Annotated in this window: 11 protein-coding genes; 2 read left to right on the top strand and 9 right to left on the bottom strand. The window is 56.4% G+C overall.

Going from position 1 to position 15,899, the window contains the following annotated elements; genetic code table 11:
• The first annotated feature begins 57 nt into the window (after nucleotides 1-57).
• Nucleotides 58-483 (top strand): hypothetical protein, encoded by a 426-nt coding sequence (locus ACOI6Z_RS10900; protein WP_032429107.1) that lies wholly within the window; start codon nucleotides 58-60, stop codon nucleotides 481-483.
• Nucleotides 484-559: 76 nt separating this feature from the next.
• Here ACOI6Z_RS10900 and lysS read toward each other — a convergent pair whose 3' ends face one another.
• The 7 genes from lysS to ACOI6Z_RS10935 all read right to left on the bottom strand — a co-directional run bounded on the left by lysS (nucleotide 560) and on the right by ACOI6Z_RS10935 (nucleotide 11,038).
• Nucleotides 560-2,077, bottom strand: coding sequence for a lysine--tRNA ligase (gene lysS, locus ACOI6Z_RS10905; RefSeq protein WP_004202393.1), 1,518 nt, complete (start codon nucleotides 2,075-2,077; stop codon nucleotides 560-562).
• Between the two features lie 343 nt (nucleotides 2,078-2,420).
• Nucleotides 2,421-3,896 carry a dipeptide permease DtpD gene (dtpD, locus tag ACOI6Z_RS10910; protein WP_044521382.1) on the bottom strand — a complete coding sequence of 492 codons (1,476 nt, stop codon included), beginning with the start codon at nucleotides 3,894-3,896 and terminating at the stop codon, nucleotides 2,421-2,423.
• A 59-nt stretch (nucleotides 3,897-3,955) separates the two neighbouring features.
• Complete coding sequence (gene cadA / locus ACOI6Z_RS10915) at nucleotides 3,956-6,103, bottom strand: lysine decarboxylase CadA (protein WP_023288680.1); 2,148 nt, start codon at nucleotides 6,101-6,103, stop codon at nucleotides 3,956-3,958.
• Nucleotides 6,104-6,185: 82 nt separating this feature from the next.
• Nucleotides 6,186-7,520, bottom strand: coding sequence for a cadaverine/lysine antiporter (gene cadB, locus ACOI6Z_RS10920; RefSeq protein WP_023288679.1), 1,335 nt, complete (start codon nucleotides 7,518-7,520; stop codon nucleotides 6,186-6,188).
• A gap of 365 nt (nucleotides 7,521-7,885) precedes the next feature.
• Complete coding sequence (cadC, locus tag ACOI6Z_RS10925) at nucleotides 7,886-9,454, bottom strand: lysine decarboxylation/transport transcriptional activator CadC (protein ID WP_044521381.1); 1,569 nt, start codon at nucleotides 9,452-9,454, stop codon at nucleotides 7,886-7,888.
• 290 nt (nucleotides 9,455-9,744) lie between these two features.
• Nucleotides 9,745-10,017: a DUF1471 domain-containing protein gene (locus ACOI6Z_RS10930; protein ID WP_002892402.1), complete on the bottom strand. Its 273-nt coding sequence runs from the start codon at nucleotides 10,015-10,017 to the stop codon at nucleotides 9,745-9,747.
• Between the two features lie 100 nt (nucleotides 10,018-10,117).
• Nucleotides 10,118-11,038: a Kdo(2)-lipid IV(A) acyltransferase gene (locus tag ACOI6Z_RS10935; RefSeq protein WP_023288677.1), complete on the bottom strand. Its 921-nt coding sequence runs from the start codon at nucleotides 11,036-11,038 to the stop codon at nucleotides 10,118-10,120.
• Between the two features lie 508 nt (nucleotides 11,039-11,546).
• On the opposite strand from ACOI6Z_RS10935, the gene ACOI6Z_RS10940 reads away from it, so the two are divergent.
• Complete coding sequence (locus tag ACOI6Z_RS10940; RefSeq protein ID WP_023288676.1) at nucleotides 11,547-12,413, top strand: GNAT family N-acetyltransferase; 867 nt, start codon at nucleotides 11,547-11,549, stop codon at nucleotides 12,411-12,413.
• A 22-nt stretch (nucleotides 12,414-12,435) separates the two neighbouring features.
• On the opposite strand, the gene ACOI6Z_RS10945 is transcribed toward ACOI6Z_RS10940, so the two are convergent.
• Together ACOI6Z_RS10945 and ACOI6Z_RS10950 are read right to left on the bottom strand one after the other, a co-directional pair.
• On the bottom strand, nucleotides 12,436-13,461 hold the full coding sequence (locus ACOI6Z_RS10945; RefSeq protein ID WP_048296920.1) for a fimbrial protein: 1,026 nt from the start codon (nucleotides 13,459-13,461) through the stop codon (nucleotides 12,436-12,438).
• Nucleotide 13,462: 1 nt separating this feature from the next.
• Nucleotides 13,463-15,898, bottom strand: coding sequence for a fimbria/pilus outer membrane usher protein (locus ACOI6Z_RS10950; RefSeq protein ID WP_064155180.1), 2,436 nt, complete (start codon nucleotides 15,896-15,898; stop codon nucleotides 13,463-13,465).
• Nucleotide 15,899 lies beyond the last annotated feature (1 nt).

Raw genomic sequence — 15,899 nt, forward strand, 5'->3', positions numbered from 1 at the left:
CAATGTATATCAACCTTTATGACAATGCGCGCCGCTATCGCGATGAGAAACAATAAGATGAATAAGACCTGGCTTTTCACCACCCTCACCCTGGCGCTGGTCGCCGCCGCGCCGGCCCACGCCATTAGCGCGAAATACCGAGAACAGCTTGAACGCTCCGGTTGCACGCAGATGACCGACGGAACCACCTGCGATATTCATAAAACCAAAGCCGAGAATGCCGCCGCCGCGCAGCAGGCCAGCAGCGGCTTCGGCCCCTGGGTGGGCACCTGGTATGTTTATACTGACTATGGCAATAAAATTGATGAGATTACCGTCACCGCTAAAACGGTGAAAACCCATGGTCATCTGGTCGAGGAGGCGAAAGCCAGCCAGGGTAAATTGACGTTCCGGGTGAAAAGCTCAGCCTTTACGCTGAACGACGCCTTTAACGGCGTATGGGCAAACGGCAGCCAGCGCGGCACGTTGCAAAAAGTCCTGTAATAACATTGCCCTGCCGACAGGATGGGGATAATGCAGGAAGAACCTCCCGGCGCAGGCCGGGAGGGAGTGCAACGGTTTACTTCTGCGGACGCATCGCCGGGAAGAGGATCACGTCGCGGATGGTGTGGCTGTTGGTAAACAGCATCACCATCCGGTCGATACCGATGCCCAGACCGGCGGTCGGCGGCAGGCCGTACTCCAGCGCGGTGACGTAGTCTTCGTCATAGAACATCGCTTCGTCATCGCCCGCCGCCTTGGCGTTAACCTGATCCTGGAAACGCTGCGCCTGGTCTTCGGCGTCGTTCAGCTCGCTGAAACCGTTACCGATTTCGCGGCCGCCGATGAAGAACTCGAAGCGGTCGGTGATTTCCGGGTTGACGTCGTTACGGCGCGCCAGCGGGGAGACTTCCGCCGGGTATTCAGTGATGAAGGTCGGCTGGATGAGGTGCGCTTCCGCCACTTCGTCGAAGATTTCGGTGACGATGCGCCCCAGACCCCAGCTTTTCTCTACCTGAATACCGAGAGATTCCGCCAGCGCTTTCGCCGCGTCGAAGTTATCCAGATCCGCCATGTTGGTTTCCGGACGATGTTTTTTGATCGCCTCGCGCATGGTCAGTTTTTCAAACGGCTTGCCGAAGTCAAACACCTGGTCGCCATACGGCACCTCGGTTTTGCCCAGCACCGTCTGCGCCAGGGTGCGGAACAGCGACTCGGTCAGCTCGATCAGGTCTTTGTAGTCCGCGTACGCCATGTACAGTTCCATCATGGTGAACTCTGGGTTATGACGTACCGAGATCCCTTCGTTGCGGAAGTTACGGTTGATTTCAAACACGCGTTCGAAGCCGCCGACCACCAGACGTTTCAGATACAGTTCCGGCGCGATGCGCAGGTACATATCGAGATCCAGCGCGTTGTGATGCGTGATAAACGGACGGGCGGAAGCGCCGCCGGGGATCACCTGCATCATCGGGGTTTCCACTTCCATAAAGCCGCGAGCTACCATGAACTGACGCATGGTCGCGAGGATCTGCGAGCGGATGCGGAACGTATGGCGCGACTCTTCGTTAGCGATCAGATCCAGATAGCGCTGGCGATAGCGGACTTCCTGATCCTGCAGGCCGTGGAATTTATCCGGCAGCGGGCGCAGGGCTTTGGTCAGCAGGCGCAGCTCGGTGCAGTGGATGGAGAGTTCGCCGGTTTGCGTTTTGAACAGCTTGCCGCGGGCGGCGATGATGTCGCCAAGGTCCCATTTCTTAAACTGTTCGTTGTAGACGCCTTCCGGCAGGTCATCGCGGGCCACGTACAACTGGATACGGCCGCCGACGTCCTGGAGGGTGACGAAGGAGGCTTTACCCATCACGCGGCGAGTCATCATCCGGCCGGCCACCGCAACTTCAACGTTCAGGGAAGCGAGTTCATCGTTATCCTTCGCATCGAATTCAGCGTGCAATTGGTCAGAGGTATGATCGCGACGGAAATCGTTGGGGAAAGCTACGCCCTGCTCACGCAGCGCAGCCAGTTTTTCGCGACGAGTTTTCAGTTCATTATTAAGGTCAATGGCCTCATCGGCACCTTGTGCTTGTTGTTCAGACATATGGGTTCCTCATAACCTTGCTTTCAAACTAGCTTCGATAAATTGAACCAGGTCACCCTTCCGCGCGGCCTGTCTCCGGCTTCACACCGAAGAACAAGAGTAACGAATCTGGCTTCTCTTCAAGCTGATCTCACTCAGCTATGCCTTCACTAATGGTATTTTTTATCGTTGGCTTCCGCGCCTGCCAGAATATCCTCCTCCTGTTCAGTAAACGGTGCAAGGAGCGGCTTGTCGCTCCACTGTTGGGGTTACCGATCCCCGGCTCGCGGCGTAAACGCCTTAGCCGGGCTACCAGGCAGCACGATTTTGTAGCCCGGTAAGCCGGACCTGTCGCCAGACGGGGCTAGGCGCCGCCGCCGGGAAGCTCGCCAGCCGCCGCGCGGCGTTTGCCGACGCTACAGGCTGCGGCAAAGGCGATAACCACCATCACCGCCACGCAGCCGAGGGTCCATTCCCCCATCTGCGAGAAGAAATGCTGATAGGCGGCAATCGCCGTATCGCTGATTTGCGATTCGGTGGTCTGCTGGGCGACCACGCCGGCCAGCCAGTTGGCCACCGCGCCGGTGGCCAGCATATAAATACCGGTCAATACCCCGGTGACGCCGGGCATGTTCAGGCGGGTGATTTGCGCCATCGCGACCGGGTCGATAAACAGTTCGGCAAAGCCCATCATCGCCAGTCCAGCGACCATCATGCCCATCGAGGCCTGACCCTCAGCGGCGCCGTGGCGGGCGTTGAGCGCCAGCAGCATAAAGCCGCCGCCCATCAGCAGCAGGCCAAAAGCGAATTTCAACCAGACGCGCAGCACCGAACGCGCGCTGCCTTCCGGGCGCATCAGCCACGCCAGCGCCACGCCGGCCGCCATCACCGCCACCGCGTTAACCGACTGGAACAGCGCCGTCGGCACGTCCCAGTTCAGCAGGCGGCGGTTAACAAAGTGATCGATAAACAGGCTAATCGAGCTTCCCCCCTGCTGCGCCAGCACCCAGAACAGCGTCCCGGCAAGCATCAGCAGGACGATCTGCCACAGCGCGCGACGATGCTCCGGGGCTTTGATCATGATCCGCGCCACCATCTGGGCGGCGAACAGGCAGACGACCGCCAGCAGATAGCCGGACCAGTTGTTTTGCAGCAGCAGCGTGAAGAACACCGGCGCCAGGCAGAGCATCACCAGCAGCCAGCCCCAGGTCGGCAGCACGAATTTCACCGCCCGCAGCGCCGGTTTATCGACGCCGCGGGTATGCCGGAAGTGGCGGCTGCCGCTTAAGAAAATCATCAGGCCGATGAACATCCCGATCCCCGCCAGGGCGAAGCCGATATGCCAGCCGTACCACTGAGCCGCCAGCCCGCAGGCGATGGGCGCGGCGATGGAGCCGACGTTGCCGGCGGCGTACAGCAGCGAGAAGCCGCCGTCGCGACGCGGATCGTCGTGGGCGTAAAGTTCGCCAAGCAGGCAGCTGATATTGGATTTGAACAGGCCGTAGCCGCAGATAATGATCGCCAGCGCGACGTACAGGCTCCATGCGGAGGTCGACTCAACGCCCAGCACCACGTGGCCGAGGGTCATCAACAGCGCCCCGGCAATCACCGCCGTGCGGTTGCCGAGCAGGCGGTCGGCAAGCCAGCCGCCAAGAATAGGGGTAACGTAAACCAGAGAGGCGTAAGCGCTGAACAGGCTGATGGCGTGGCTGTCGTCGAAGCCAAGCTGGTGGGTGAGGTAGAGGATGAGTAAGGCGCGCATGCCGTAAAAGCTGAAGTACTCCCAGATCTGGATCGCAACGATGTAGTAAATCGCGCGCGGCTGTGAGGGTGTTTTCATGTGTTCTCCTTGCAGCGTGAAAAAGGGAAGTGGCAAGCCACTTCCCTGATGTGCGTCTATTACTTGTTATTCTCTTCTTTCAGCACTTTAACGGTGTAACGACCATCCGCCTGACGATAGGCGCCGTGGATATCGGTTTCGAAGCCCGGATAGTGGGCGCCGATTTCGCACAGCATCTGCAGGAACTCCAGCACCGGACGGCTCTCTTCGGTGATCATTTCACCCGGCATGACCAGCGGCACTCCCGGAGGATACGGCAGGATCATGTTGGCATTGACGCGGCCGACCATCTCTTCGAGGTACACTTCTTCCGTCTGACCGTGCAGCTCTTTCTGGAACGCGGCATACGGGGTCATCACCATGGATGGCAGCACTTCAAACGCGCGGAACATCAGGTCCGGCAGGTTGTGATGCTCAACCAGTTTGTGAATGTTCTGCGCCAGGTCCTGAATACGCATGTTTTCATAGAATTCAGGATCTTCACGGTACAGCGACGGCAACATGTTTTTCACCCGCAGGTTCAGGTCGAACGCGCGTTTGAAGTCGGTCAGCGCACGCAGCAGGCTCAGCGCTTTGGTTTTGTCGATACCGATGCTGAACAGGAACAGCAGGTTGTACGGACCGGTTTTCTCCACCACGATGCCGTGTTCGTCGAGATACTTCGCCACGATGCTGGCCGGAATACCGAACTCATCCATGGTGCCGTCTTTCTTCATCCCCGGGGTCAGCAGAGTGACTTTGATCGGGTCGAGATACATGTGCTCGTTGTCGATGTTTTTGAAACCGTGCCATGCGCTGTCGGAGCGCAGCGGCCAGCATTCAGGACCGTCGATATGTTCCGGCTGCCATACGTCGAAGAACCAGCCGTCAGACTCGCCTTTCAGACGTTTGATCTCTTTACGGAACTTGATGGAGCGTTCGATAGAGCCGTCGATCAGGCGCTTACCGGCGTTGCCTTTCATCATCGCCGCCGCGGTTTCGGTGGACGCCACGATCCCGTAGTGCGGGGAGGTGGTGGTATGCATCATGTAGGCTTCGTTAAAGGTCTCTTCGTTAACATCGCCTTTCACGTGGATCATCGATGCCTGAGAGAACGCCGCCAGCAGTTTGTGCGTGGACTGGGTTTCGTAAATCACTTTCCCTTCGACGCGGCCGCCGCTCATCCCGCATTTGCCTTCATAGATCGGCGAGAAGTTGGTGTAAGGCACCCATGCGGAGTCAAAGTGGATGGATTTCACATCCAGGGTTTTCTTGATGAAGTCAGTGTTGTACAGCAGACCATCGTAAGTCGAGTTGGTGATAACGGCGTGTACCGGCCAGGTCGCGTTCGGCGTCTCTTTTACACGCTTGGCGATAGTCGCGTGCTGGAATTCGCTCTGCGGGATACCGCCGAGGATGCCGTAGGCGTTACGGGTCGGACGGAAGTAGATCGGCGTAATGTCGCTCATCATCATCAGATGGGTCAGCGATTTGTGGCAGTTACGGTCAATCAGCACGGTGCTGCCGGCCGGCGCGGAGTACATACCGACGATTTTGTTGGCGGTCGAGGTGCCGTTGGTCACCATGTAGCTGCGTTCGGCGTTAAATACGCGAGCGATATACTCTTCCGCTTCTTTGTGCGGGCCGCTGTGGTCCAGCAGGGAACCCAGTTCAGAAACTGAAATCGAGATATCGGATTTCATGGTGTTGGAGCCAAAGAAATCGTAGAAGATGCTGCCTACCGGGCTTTTCTGGAAGGCGGTACCGCCCATGTGGCCCGGGGTACAGAAGGTGTATTTGCCTTCACGCACATATTTGAACAGCGCTTTGGTCAGCGGCGGCAGAATGGTGTCGATGTATTCGTCAGTGTTCTGTTTGATTTTGTTCGCGATATCTTCCGCAGCGCCCAGCGCATATTCGAAGAAGCGAACCTGCATGCGCAGATCGTTCAGGCTAACGTCCAGCGTGGAGTAGGTGTTAGCGAACGCATACAGCGGCATGTACTCGTTCATTTTGCTGATTTCTTCGCACAGCTCGAGATTGTATTTATCCCAGTCGAAGATCACGCCGCACAGACGAGAGTTGTTTTCGATCAGTTTTAATAAGTCGTCACGGTCGTTCGGGTAGACAATGCGGAAGTCCAGGCGTTCGAGAGCACGATGCAGTTCACGGATGGGTTCTTCTTTGAAGTAAACCCCCATGTGATTCATGATTGCAATAACGTTCATAGTCAAATCTCCAGATGTAGAAAGCCCCTCCCGTCGCGCTATGACAGGTGATGGAAGGAGCCTCAGGAAAAAGGGTTACTGATTAGTGCGCGTTAGCGGGGCTGTTGCTATCCGATGCGTTGCTCTGGCGCTGGTGCATTTTGCGACCGTAGAACATCAGGATAATCAGGCTAACGATAAAGGTGCCGGCCAGTTCGAAGGAGCTTGCGCCCATCAGCGCGATGAAGCAGAACACGCAACCCAGTACCGAACAAATCAGGCTGACGAAGTTACGGATGTTGATGCCTTCGAAACGAATCAGGTCAACACAGGAGTAGAAGTAAGGCAGCATGGTCAGCAGTACCGCGATACCGGTCAGTTCGCCGAACAGGTCAGAGGCTTTACCACCGGCGGAGTTCATCAGGGTAATCAGCACCATCAGCGCGGTCATTTTCACCGCGGCCAGCAGCAGGCCTTTTTTCGGGATACCGTTGCTATCGACTTCGCCATACACTTTCGGGAAGTTGCCATCGTTGGCGGCACGCACACCCGCCTGGCCAACCAGCATCATCCACGAGCCCAGAGAAGTCAGGCAGGCGAAGGCGGTGAAAGCGGATACCATCGGCGCAGCCCAGCCGCCGAGGATGGTGGAGGCGCTAATCGCGAACGGCGCACCGGACGCTGCCATCTGAGAAGCAGGATACATACCGGCGATAACCTGAGTCGCGGCGATGTAGACGATACCGGCCATCGCGGTACCCAGCATGGTGGCCAGCGGCACGGTACGTTTCGGGTTTTTCACCATCCCGGTACTCACGGCGGCGGATTCTACGCCAACGAAGGCCCACAGGCAGAGCAGGATACTTTTGATGACCGCGTGGCTATCGGTGGTGCTGGAGGTGTTCCAGTTCGCCTGATAGGTAGCGACATCAAACCAGTGCCAGCCGACGACCGCGGTCATGACTACCGGAATAAGCACCAGCACCAGACCAATGGTGGTCAGACGGCTGACCCAGGTCCCGCCGAGCATATTAACGAAAGTAAAGATCCACACGATGGCAATACAGGCAATCCCTGCTGGCACCGGGTTATTTAAAATAGGGAAGAACGTAGACAGATAAGAAACTGCGGTAATCCCGATAGCCAGGTTACCAATCCAGTTTGCGTGATAATAAAGTACACCGGTCTGGAAACCGAATGCCGGAGATATTTCCCCTGCGTAAGCAATGGGACCACCCTGCTGCGGGTTTTTAGTGGCCAGTCGGGCATAAACATAAGCCAGAGACATCGCACCAATAATTGAAATTACCCAGCCCCAAATGGCAATACCACCGATGCTGGCCAAGTTCGCAGGTAATAATGCAATACCGCTCCCCATCATATTACCGGCGACGACACCGGTACAGGCAAATAGCCCGATCTTCTTGGCAGAACTCATGGTTGTTTTTCTCCTAAGTTTATTTGGGAGGTACAGATCATGATACAGAACCATTAATTGACCCGACCAACTGCCAACAAGATTACTGATTTGTACGAGATAAGTCCTAAAGATAAAGTGAAATAACAACAAACATCAGACAAATGATATTTTGACCTTTTTCGCTTAACATATAAACATGACAACAGGGTGTCAGAAAAAGATAAACATTGTTGTTTTACATGAACTTAGATGATAGGCGGTGTGTTACCGAACTGTTATTCAAGGCCTCCTGAATGCTAAATATAAATAACAACAGGAGGCTTCATGAGAAACATAAATTTAACCTCATCATGCCAAAAACCTTTCACATGATGAGGGTTTACTTATTCTGAAGAGAGGAAATTATCGAGATACGGAACAACCCGGTTGACCGACGTCTGGAAAACTCCATTTTCAATCCAGTACAATGTGTCTCCACCGGGTCGTAAATTAAACGCCGTAATGTAAGAATCCGCTGCCAGCCGGTTCTCACCTTTCATCTCATAGACTTTGCCTAACAGCACATAATTCAGCCACGACATCTCTAAATCGATCGCATGGTTAATCGCTGTGTTCGCTTCGTCAACTTTTCCTTTCCCCAGCAAATCTACTGCGTTTATTTGATAATAAATCGCCATATCTTTTATACCCGGCATCTCCCCTACCCGCTCAACTTCGCTGTAGAGGGCTGCCAGCTGTTTATCATCCAGCGGCTGTTGCGAATGGCGTAATACATCCACCAGCGTTTTTTCGGCATACGCGTAAATAAAATCAGGCGCCCGCTTAATCACATCATCCAGCAGGCTGCTGGCCTTGCTTAATGAGTCAACATCGCCCTTCATTAACAGCTGATGCGACTGGTAGAAATAGGTTAACGCCACGCTTTGCGAGGGCTGATATTGCCTGAGCATCGCCTGCATTCGCGCCGGCCACGGCTGCGCCAGCGCGTCCGACAGGCTGTTCATCAGATCGTTCTGGATGGTGAGCTGGTTGTCATTGGTCACAAAGTAGCGCTTATCGAGCATCGTCGAGCTGTCGGCGTTATCCACCAGCTGGACCGACATAAAGCATTGCTGCGCCCGGTAGTGGCGCTGATTGACGAATTCAATGGTCAGCGTTTTACCGGAACTGCTCGGCTCATTGATGTTGTAGTCTGTTTTGTCATGCACCATAAAGGTCGAGAAGGTGTTCAGCGAGGTGGTGATCAGGCTGGCCAGGCCGACCGCGTAGGAGTGCTGCGAAGACCAGTTGGTGCAGGAGTTACCATTGACCAGGTGGATATCGATATCGCGCGGGTTGAGTAGCAGGCGCGCCTTGTTGACCGGCGGACGCGATTCCATGCTCGACAGCGCCACCAGCGCCACGCAGGTGCCCAGCGCCAGCAGAAACAGCCCCCACACCAGGGCGGTGGTGAGCCGTTTACGCACTGACGGCGCGCTGGCACCTGTCGGCGCGGGAGCTGGCGCGGCGGGATCGGCGGTGGAGATGGGCGCGTCCGGCGGCGCACCGGCAGCCGGCGGCGCGGGAGCGGCGACCGATGGCGAAGGCGTCAGCGCCTCCATCTGCGGGGCGAGTTCCTCCCCCTCTTCGGTGCACCAGATCACCGGCACCGTGAGCTTATACCCCCGTTTGGGTACCGTCGCGATGTACTCAAGGCTAACGTCGTCGCCGTCTTTGAGCGACTTGCGCAGTTCGGAAATACTCTGCGTGACGACGTGGCTGGTCACAACGTTCCGGGTCCAGACGTTTTCGATAAGCTCGTCCCGGCTAAGCACTTCCCCCGGATGGCGAGCAAAAAAGACCAGAAGATCGATTAAACGCGGTTCAAGGGTAAGCTGGCGCCCCTTCCTGCTGATTTGGTTTACAGAGGGGGTTACCAGCCATTCACCGACGCGAACAACAGGTTGTAGCATACAAGAAAGCCCCAGACAAAAAGGGAAAGGCGCGATGATAACACATTTGTCCTACCTATTTTTGCCAGGGGTCACTCCCTCAGGCATTAGGCTGGAATTCGCCTTTTAGCGACAATAAAAAGCAATATTTCATTAACATCGTGATCATCAAAACTATATATAGCGATAAAAATGCGTTTTCGCTGTCGCTTAGCCGGTGGAACGCGGGCGGCGGAAAAAAAATAAGCCCGGAGGCGTAACGCGCTCCAGGCTCAGTCAGTGGCGTGCCGTTACGGCAGCGGCACAATCGATTATTTATACACTTCCGCTGTGGCTTCAAAGTTAGGGCCATGCTCACGCGCAGCAGTAATCACGTAGTACTTTCCGCCTTTCTCATCGGCCAGCTTAGAGAGCTGATCGTGCAGATCGGAGGGCGAAGAGAACTCACCGCCGGACGGCCCCACCGAGATCGGTCCGACCTTGGTCAGTTTGAAGTGTTTCACTTCTTCTTTGGTGATCAACTGCGCGGCGGAGGCGCCAAATGCAACGGCTGAAAGGGCTAACGCGACTATCACTTTTTTCATCCTAAAATCTCCTTGGAATAGGCCTTCAGTCAGGCCCTTTCAGTATAGACGGCGATTTACTAAGCGTGCTACCGATGCGCTGATTTTTCGGCCGCAGCGTTTAGTAACGCGGCGGCACCCCTTCCGGGCGGGTCTTAAAACGCCGGTGCAGCCACATATATTGCTCGGGCGCCATCAGGATGCACTGTTCGATAATCTGGTTCATCCACGCCGCCGTCACCTCGGCGCTTGCCAGCGGCGGCGTGCGCTCCGGCGTCAGGGAGATCAATTCATATCCCCTACCGTTGGGCTTGCGTCGGGGAACAAACGGCACAATCGTCGCCCCGGACATTTTCGCCAGCATCCAGGTGCCGGTGGTGGTCGCCGCCTGCTCGACGGCAAACAGCGGCGCAAAAACGCTGCTGGCCGGGCCGTAATCATGATCCGGCGCGTACCAGAGGATCTCCCCCTCTTTCAGCGCCCTGACCATCCCTTTCAGATTTTTTCGATCCAGCATGGTCTTGTTCGAGCGCAAGCGTCCCCAGGTCTGCAGCCAGTCAATCAGCGGGTTATCATTGGGCCGGTAGACGCCGATGCCCGGGGTAAACATGCCATACATCCGCGCCCCCATCTCGAGGGTGAGAAAATGAATGCCGATCAGTAAGATGCCCTGCTTTTGTTCGAGGAGGTCGACCACCTCGTTCACGCCGCTGGTCTCGGTCCAGCGCGCCACCCGGTGCGTCGGCCAGAACCAGGCCATGCCGGTCTCCATCAGCCCCATGCCCAACGATTCAAAGTTTTTCACCAGCAGCGCCTCACGCTCGGCGACGCTCATCGCGGGAAAACAGAGTTCCAGATTACGTCTGGCAATCCGCGCGCGACTTTTCATCACCCGCATTGCCAGCCGCCCGAGCGCCGTGCCCAGTCGGTAGATCACCGGATACGGTAATTGCACCAGCAGCCATAACAAGCCAATTCCCAGCCATAATAGCCAGTAACGCGGGTGCAATAGCGCGCGGGAAAATTTGGGTAAATTTGACATAGTAATCCTGTTAATTCACTCAATAATAGCTGAGCAAAAACCGCGAAATAAAGTAGCGGATCCTGCAGGTTATATTTTTCCAATTCGTGCGGTAATACTCAGTCACAAAGCGCGTTATTATAAGCCGATTCCATGATAATTTCAGCCCTTGCGCTGGGGTTACTCTCGTATTAGACACTTAGCGTAAAATTTCCTGATTTGTGCATAAATAAATAAACCTAACCTCTACGACGCGGCCGATTGCCGATAAAATCGCCAGTACCTTATCCTCAGCCTCTCGCTCAATGCCTTTTTACTCACGCTTTATTATGGCGATAGCCAACGCAAACAGGCCGTTTCGCCCGGTCTAACATGGCCAGCATGCGGTTATTTGTGACTCGGGCAAAGGTTAAGCATCACCAATGCGGATCCTTTTCCCAGATATGCTACGTTTACAGCGCTCATTCGACGCAAGTGCCTTTGCCGACGTCGTCGCTTTCAGAAGCCATAGTGAGAAGGAACTATGACAATGAATTATCAATTAGTGAAGCAAGTCAGAGAAAATAACACATTAAGAAAAAGCTTCATTGACCTTGCCGTTAAGACTTTCGACCTGTCTTTTGAAGAGTGGTATCAACAAGGTTACTGGACTGACGCCTATATCCCCTACGCCTTTGTCGAACGTAATAAAATTATCGCTAACGCCTCGGCCAACATCATCGATCTGCGCTGGCAGGGCGAACCCCGGCGTTATATTCAGATTGGCACCGTGATGACCGAACCGGACCACCGTAATAAGGGACTAGCCGGTCAGCTTATCCATCACATCCTGCAGGACTGGCAGCAGGAGGCGGACGCCTTCTTTTTATTTGCCAATCCCACCACGGTGGATTTTTACCCCAAATTTGGTTTCACCCGCAGCGAAGAGCATCAATATATTATGCCGGTCTCTCCGCGCGCCGGTGATTTTCGCAAACTGGATATGGACCGCGCGGACGATGTCGCCCTGCTCCGCCATTACTATGAAAAATCCAACCCGTTCTCACCGCTGCGGGTGGAGCACAACTTTGGCCTGCTGATGTTTTACTGCTCCGCCTTTATGAAGCATTTCGTTTACTATTCGGCAAAAAATGAGGCGGTGGTTATCGCCATGCAAAACGGCCCGGTGCTGATCTGCTTTGACCTGTTCTGCGACACGGGCAAAAGCCTGTCGACGCTGGTCAACGAGCTGGCCGATGACCATGTTTACCAGGCTATCCTCGGTTTTACCCCCAATGAAGACCGGCTCGGCGAGTACGAGAAGATTGAGGGAGAAGATATCCTCTTTGTCTATGACCACAAGGAAAACCTGTTTAAAGACAGGAAGTTGATGTTTCCTTTACTGGCGCATGCCTGACGGCGCCGCGCCGTCAGGCCGATCAGTTATAGGTCACCACGAAGGTCGCGCTGGCGTTCGCCTCGCCCGCTGTCACCGATGGTTGGGTCTGGATATAACGGGCCTGATAGGCAAAACGGTAATTCGTCTGGCTACCCTTGCTTCCGGACCAGATCTGGCTCACCTGGTTTAGCGGCACCAGCGCGCCGCCGGCGGTGAGGATCTGCACGCCGAGCCCGGATGCGCCTTCAGGTTGGTCATCGATTTTAATCACCTCGTTGGCGGCCATGGCGCTGTCCGCCGTCGCGTTAAACTGCATAAACACGCTGCCGACATTTTCACACTCCGTCAGGTTGATGTTAAAGGGGATCGGGGCGGTAGTGCTGTTGAGTCCGGTAAACGCCGTTTTATTATGCCGCCCGAGGAAGACGTTAATATTTTTACTGTCGTCTGTAATCTTGCAGGTGGGCGATTTGATATGGATACAGAGCCCGCTGACGCTAAAACGCATCGCCTGCACGCCGCCCAGAAAAATATCGCCGAGGTAATCGTTAAGACAATACTCGCCTGGCGGCGGCAGGCCGCCGTTGTCGGCAATACGCCAGAAATAGATGGTCGGTTTTTTATTTTCCGCCTGAAATGCGCGCTGGCCGGAAAATACCGGCGCGGAAGGCCAGGCCGTGAACAGGGGATCGAAATTAATGCCATCCTGTTCCCCCATCTGAAAGCTGTAGCCGATGCCCGGCAGGCGGTCGATGCTATAGATATCCCCCGGCTTGCCGTTTCCCGCCGGGCCGACCCGGGAGCCGCCAATGCTCTGAAACCCGCCGGACTCGCTGCCGCTGCAGGCGATCTCCCAGCGCTCATTATTGGTGATTATCATCCCGCCGTAACTGTACAGCAGGGAGCCGACGGGGCGATTGCTGACGTCAAGGTTGATACTGGCCTGGCTGACGTTGACCGAATACTCGATAGTTTTACCACTCACCATCTGGCACGCCGCCGACGGCGAGGCGCAATAGCCCCAGGCCAGTAAGAGGGCTCCCCCTGATGCGATGATTTTTTTCATATTATTTCTCCTTTAATCCGGGACGGCAGACCTGGTGCGGCGTACCTCTGCTATCCTGCTGCGCCGCCTCGCCGTGGATGGCATAGTCCAACCGGCAGCGCTGCGCGCTGCGTTCCCCCCAGACTACCGAGACGCTACCGCGGACCTGCGGCACCCGGGCATACAGCAGCCCGCCCTGACCGACAGCGCCAATCGCCTGGTCGCTGTCGTCTAATACTTCCGCGCCCAGTGGCGGCGCCGCGCCATCGGACAGCGTGACGTGGGCAAACCACGGGTAGCCGGTGCGCGTGACAAATTTTACCTTCACCGCAGCGCCCGAATCGGGCACCACCGTCGTGCTGCTGGAAACGATCTCCACATGGTCGTTCATGCCCTGCGGATCGAGATCGAGCCAGTTATCGGTAAAGGGATCGAGGTAAGGGATAATCGTGAAACCCTGGCGATTAATCGGCTGTCCGAGGCGGTTCGCCACCCTGGCCCCCGCCGCGCCGGGCGCTTCCACAATCGCAAAGGTCTCACCCAGCTCGGGGGTGGCGGTCATTCCGCCCTGATGCGCCACCAGGGCACCCGATGCCCCCAGCGAATACTGCTGCTGATGTCGACCCGCGCTGGCGCTGGCATTCAGGTACGCATAATCCGTCCGCAGATTACCGTTGGCCCCCACGCTGGCTTCATGCGGGTTCTGCCGCGGCATGTCGTAGCTGGCTGTCAGGCCGTAGCTGAAGGCGTTTTTAGCGCCAGCGCTGCCGGTATAGCTGGACTGCAGCTGGCTGCCGTAGTTCTTATCGTGGTTAAAGCGGGTGGTCAGGCTGCCCGCCGGGCCGAACGTCAGCGAGAAAGAGGCCCCCACCACCTGATTATTGCGGTGATGTATATCCTGACTCTGCTGGGCGTACAGATAGTAATTGAGCCGACCATAACGATTGGCGTACCCCAGCTGATAGGAGCGCCAGCGGTGGCGGCGGACGTCCTCACTCCATATTCCGTTAAACGACAGACTGCCGCTACCTGCCTGCTGGGACAATGTCGCGCTGTAGCGCGTCATCTCCCGCCAGTCATTGGGATGACTGTCATGCTCCCAGGCGGCATCGCGAATGGATCGATAGTTGCCGTCGTTGCTGTGGCTCATCGACACCAGCATTCGCGTGTCAGAGGAGAAGGATTTTGATGCGGACACCCGCCAGCGATAGCCCTCCTGCCAGCCGCGTTCCCTGCCCCTGGCCGCAGAACGAGAAAGATCGACCGCCAGCGCCCCCCAGTAAGTGTTGAAGGCGCTGCCGACCAGCGTCGAGTAATAATCCGTCGTCGCGTTGGCCCCGGTGTAGCCGCTGACATAATCATTGAAGCCGTACTGCACCGTTGCTTCGCCAAATCCCGGCCGCCCGGCGATCCCGTTCTCATCCAGATAGCCCAGCGACAGGTCATAATAGACGGCGCCGGCCCGCACCAGACCAGGTAGCACAGCGTAAGGCACGGTAAAGGTGTCCTGACTGCCGTCCGCCTCATGGATCGTCACCTGTAAATCGCCGCCGGCGTTGGTGGGATAGAGATCGTCGAAGGTGAACTTACCCGGCGGAACCGTTGCCTCGTACAACAGGGCACCGTTCTGGGTGACCGTCACGCGAGCATTAGTGCGCGCCACCCCGCTGATCGACGGCGCAAAGCCGCGACGGGAGCCCGGCAGCATGCGGACATCGGTGGCCAGCCTGCCGCCGATAAAACTGACGCTGTCAAAGAAGGTCCCGTCGGTCCACCCCTGACCCAGCCGTAAGGTGGAAGCCCAGTTCACCAGACTTCTCTCTGCCCAGGTGGCGATGCTATCCCAATGCTTATCCCCGGCCTGAGCCTGGTAGCTGGACTGGTGATGTAACCGCCAGCCAAAGGCGCGCAGGCTGGCATCCAGGCCGAGGTAATGATGGCTGCTGCTATCCCCGTCGACGATGCTCTGATAGCTGTTGGCCTGATAGCGCAGCACCGCGGCGGGCACGCCGCTGTCTACCTTCTTCAGATTCACCGCCCCGCGATAAGGGGATTGCAGCAGCGCCTGGGGCATATTCACCCGCAGGACATTTTCTCCGCTGTCATACTCCCAGGCAATCGCCTTATCGATTTGCGCAAAGCGCAGGCAGGTGGCCGCCGCCGGCCATTGAGCGTCCTTCAGCTGCAGGGCGTCGAACAGCGAGGGCGAGATGCAGGGCTCGAGCTGGCCATCGTATTCCTGGATAACAAACGTCTCTTCCGCCATGTCCCGGCCATTCACCGAGAGGAGGCTGCGATACTGTCCGGGGTGCAGCGGATTACCGTATTGATATTTCTGGAGATCAACCGGCGCGGCGCCGTGCAAATGGGCACGGTTAAAACTAAACGCTTCTGCCGCCCATGCCTCTTGCCAGGGTAGGAGGAGCATTAACCCAAACTTGATCTCCCTGAGTTTCATA

It is taken from the genome of Klebsiella sp. C239 (assembly GCF_048822715.1).
Taxonomy (GTDB): Bacteria; Pseudomonadota; Gammaproteobacteria; order Enterobacterales; family Enterobacteriaceae; genus Klebsiella; species Klebsiella quasipneumoniae.

What these genes read in the sequence shown, in the direction of transcription:
- ACOI6Z_RS10900 (WP_032429107.1), top strand. Translation starts at nt 58, where the DNA reads ATGAATAAGACCTGGCTTTTCACCACCCTCACCCTGGCGCTGGTCGCC.
- lysS (WP_004202393.1), bottom strand. Translation starts at nt 2,077, where the DNA reads ATGTCTGAACAACAAGCACAAGGTGCCGATGAGGCCATTGACCTTAAT.
- dtpD (WP_044521382.1), bottom strand. Translation starts at nt 3,896, where the DNA reads ATGAAAACACCCTCACAGCCGCGCGCGATTTACTACATCGTTGCGATC.
- cadA (WP_023288680.1), bottom strand. Translation starts at nt 6,103, where the DNA reads ATGAACGTTATTGCAATCATGAATCACATGGGGGTTTACTTCAAAGAA.
- cadB (WP_023288679.1), bottom strand. Translation starts at nt 7,520, where the DNA reads ATGAGTTCTGCCAAGAAGATCGGGCTATTTGCCTGTACCGGTGTCGTC.
- cadC (WP_044521381.1), bottom strand. Translation starts at nt 9,454, where the DNA reads ATGCTACAACCTGTTGTTCGCGTCGGTGAATGGCTGGTAACCCCCTCT.
- ACOI6Z_RS10930 (WP_002892402.1), bottom strand. Translation starts at nt 10,017, where the DNA reads ATGAAAAAAGTGATAGTCGCGTTAGCCCTTTCAGCCGTTGCATTTGGC.
- ACOI6Z_RS10935 (WP_023288677.1), bottom strand. Translation starts at nt 11,038, where the DNA reads ATGTCAAATTTACCCAAATTTTCCCGCGCGCTATTGCACCCGCGTTAC.
- ACOI6Z_RS10940 (WP_023288676.1), top strand. Translation starts at nt 11,547, where the DNA reads ATGAATTATCAATTAGTGAAGCAAGTCAGAGAAAATAACACATTAAGA.
- ACOI6Z_RS10945 (WP_048296920.1), bottom strand. Translation starts at nt 13,461, where the DNA reads ATGAAAAAAATCATCGCATCAGGGGGAGCCCTCTTACTGGCCTGGGGC.
- ACOI6Z_RS10950 (WP_064155180.1), bottom strand. Translation starts at nt 15,898, where the DNA reads ATGAAACTCAGGGAGATCAAGTTTGGGTTAATGCTCCTCCTACCCTGG.